General features: G+C 62.7%; 3 protein-coding genes. 2 read left to right on the top strand and 1 reads right to left on the bottom strand.

The genetic code is table 11. From position 1 onward, the window contains the following. Both A2I95_RS32165 and A2I95_RS32160 read left to right on the top strand, forming a co-directional pair. The coding region (locus A2I95_RS32165) for an AAA family ATPase (protein WP_291736365.1) at nucleotides 1-628 on the top strand (628 nt) is incomplete at its 5' end. After that, complete coding sequence (locus A2I95_RS32160; protein ID WP_027258084.1) at nucleotides 628-1,617, top strand: M23 family metallopeptidase; 990 nt, start codon at nucleotides 628-630, stop codon at nucleotides 1,615-1,617. The genes A2I95_RS32165 and A2I95_RS32160, both read left to right, overlap by 1 nt. A gap of 390 nt (nucleotides 1,618-2,007) precedes the next feature. On the opposite strand, the gene A2I95_RS32155 is transcribed toward A2I95_RS32160, so the two are convergent. After that, a partial coding sequence (locus A2I95_RS32155; RefSeq protein ID WP_291736363.1) for an OmpA family protein occupies nucleotides 2,008-2,305 on the bottom strand: 298 nt, incomplete at its 5' end.

Here is a 2,305-nt window from a genome sequence, read left to right as displayed (position 1 = left end):
GCACCCGCACTGCGTGCTGCTGCTTGATGAAATGGAAAAGGCGCATCCGGACGTCTACAACATCCTGTTGCAGGTGATGGACAACGGCCAGCTGACCGACCACAACGGCCGCACGGTGAATTTCCGCAACGTGGTGCTGATCATGACCTCGAACGCCGGCGCGTCGGAACAGGCGAAAGCCGCTATCGGCTTTGGCCGCGACCGCCGCGAGGGTGAAGACACCGCCGCGATCGAACGCACGTTCACGCCCGAATTCCGCAACCGCCTGGATGCGGTGATCTCCTTCGCGCCGCTCGGCAAAGAGGTGATCCTGCAGGTGGTCGAGAAATTCGTCCTCCAGTTGGAAGCCCAGCTGATGGACCGCAATGTCTCGATCGAGCTGACCCGCAAGGCAGCTGAATGGCTCGCTGACAAGGGCTACGACGACCGCATGGGCGCGCGGCCTCTGGGCCGGGTGATCCAGGAGCACATCAAGAAGCCGCTGGCCGAGGAGCTTCTGTTCGGCAAGCTGACCAAAGGCGGTATCGTCAAGGTTGGCATCAAGGACGGCAAGCTGGAGTTGCGCCTGGAAGGGCCAAGCAAGCCGCGGATCTCCGGCGACAAGCCGCCGCTGCTGACTGCAGACTGATGCGCCTTGCAGCGCTGATCACCGCAGTATCGCTCGCCGCGCCCGCCGCGGCGGGCGATTTTCTTTTGCAGTTCCCGCTGGACTGCACTTTGGGCGACACCTGTCACATCCAGCAGTTCGTCGACCACGATCCCGGCCCCGGTGCCACGGATTTCACCTGCGGCCCGCTGAGTTATGATGGCCACAAAGGAACGGATATCGCCCTGCCCTACCTGTCGGACATGCAGGCAGGCGTCGCGGTGCGGGCGGCAGCTGGTGGTGTAGTCCTTGGCACCCGCAACAGCATGGCGGACCAGTATGCTACCGATGATAATGCCGCAGAAATCGACGGTAAGGAATGCGGCAACGGGGTGGTCCTGCGCCACGGCAACGGATGGGAAACCCAATACTGCCACATGAAGCGCGGTTCGGTCCGGGTGCAAAGCGGCATGAAGGTCAAGCCCGGCGATATTCTGGGCGAGGCCGGTCTCTCTGGCAAGACCCAGTTCCCGCACCTGCATTTGTCTGTGCGCAAGGACGGCGCGGTGGTGGATCCTTTTGCGCCGGAAAGCCTTGATACCTGCGGCGCCCCTGCCGGTAAGACACTCTGGGCGGATCCGCCGGCCTATCAGCCGGGCGGCGTGCTGGGGACCGGTTTCAGCGCGGCAATCCCTGAATACAGTGCGATCAAGGCGGGCACCGCGGACACCGCACCGCTGGCAGCAGATGCGCCTGCGTTTGTATTCTGGGCCTACGCGTTTGGCGGTCTGGCAGGCGACCAGCTTGACCTGACGGTGAGAGGCCCTGGCGGCGAACTGGTCTCTCACAGCGAAGCACTGAACAAAAACCAGGCCCAGTTTTTCCGCGCCGCCGGCCGTCGGCTGCGCGGCGGGCAATGGCCGGAGGGCACGTATACCGGCACGGCCCGTCTGTTGCGGGACGGCCGACAGGTTGACAGCTTTACCCGCAGCATGGTGATCGCGCTGCCGGAAGACCCCGCCTCCCAGTAACCGGCCTTACAGTTTTCCGCTTCATAGTGACCGGGTTCATAGTATCAGGCCTTATCCAGATACGCGGCCGGGGCGCACGCGCTGGCCGCTGCCGGGTCCAACGGGAACGGTTGCCCTAGGGGCAGTCAAAGCCGGAAGGGAGACCTCGCTTGCGGATCCAGCGACCGCATCTGTACTGCATATTTCAGTACCTGGATTTGATAACTCCCGAAATTGCAATAGATTTAAGGTTGCCCTGCTGCCCGGTGGGGCCGCAACCCGTGCGTAACTAGTAGCTTGTCTCCATTAGTGAAGCGGGTTGCACATTGCAGGCAACGGGTCTGCCGGTGACGAACGTACAGCTGATCAACCGCTCGCAGCGACGCACACGTTCCTCAACCGAATTTCCAGCTATTTTTCCGTGAACTTCAGCTCGATCCGCCGGTTCTGGGCGCGCGCTTCGGCTGTGTCCGACGGGTTCACCGGCTGGTATTCGCCAAACCCGTTGGCCGCCAGCCGCGACGGCGGCACCCCAAGCGCCTCAACCATGTAGCGCACCACCGACAGCGCCCGGCCTTGGCTGAGTTCCCAGTTGTCGGCGAATTTCGGATGCCCCAGCAGCGGTGACGAATCGGTGTGCCCATCCACCCGGATGATCCAGTTGATCTCCTGCGGGATCGCTGCCACGACGCTTTGCGGAATTGAAACC

It is taken from the genome of Leisingera sp. F5, assembly GCF_001593695.1.
This window is presented reverse-complemented; position numbering and strand designations above follow the sequence as displayed.